The sequence below is a fragment of the Ornithinibacillus jepli genome (assembly GCF_047228935.1).
GTDB lineage: Bacteria > Bacillota > Bacilli > Bacillales > Amphibacillaceae > Ornithinibacillus.
In genome coordinates, this window is record NZ_JBFEGG010000014.1 from 1 (window position 1) to 784 (window position 784).

The 784-nt window shown below is 48.1% G+C and carries 1 rRNA gene; it reads left to right on the forward strand.

Features of this window, described 5'->3' with window-relative positions:
* Positions 1–88 precede the first annotated feature (88 nt).
* Positions 89–784, forward strand: a 23S ribosomal RNA gene (locus tag AB1K81_RS18540); the annotation flags it as partial.

A 784-nucleotide genomic window follows, 5' to 3' on the forward strand; every position in this document is an offset into this window, starting at 1 on the left:
TTTGTACCTTGAAAACTAAATAAGAGTAACAACGACATCAAACTTTAAAGCAAGGCTATTAAATTTAGTGAAACGCTTATTCCAAGATAGTTAAGTGAATAAGGGCGCACGGTGGATGCCTTGGCACTAGGAGCCGATGAAGGACGGGACTAACACCGATATGCCTCGGGGAGTCGTAAGTAGACTTCGATCCGAGGATTTCCGAATGGGGAAACCCACTGTTCGTAATGGAGCAGTATCCATATCTGAATACATAGGATATGGAAGGCAGACCCGGGGAACTGAAACATCTCATTACCCGGAGGAAGAGAAAGCAAATGCGATTTCCCAAGTAGCGGCGAGCGAAACGGAAACAGCCCAAACCAAAAAGCTTGCTTTTTGGGGTTGTAGGACACTCCACACGGAGTTACAAAGGAATTCTTTAGATGAAGATACCTGGAAAGGTATGCCGCAGAAGGTAACAGCCCTGTAATCGAAAAAGAATTCTCTCCGGAGTGTATCCTGAGTACGGCGGAACACGTGAAATTCCGTCGGAATCCGGGAGGACCATCTCCCAAGGCTAAATACTACCTAGTGACCGATAGTGAACCAGTACCGTGAGGGAAAGGTGAAAAGCACCCCGGGAGGGGAGTGAAAGAGAACCTGAAACCGTGTGCCTACAAGTAGTCGGAGCACGTTAATGTGTGACGGCGTACCTTTTGTAGAATGGACCGGCGAGTTACGATCGTATGCGAGGTTAAGTGGAAGACACGGAGCCGTAGCGAAAGCGAGTCTGAATAGGGCG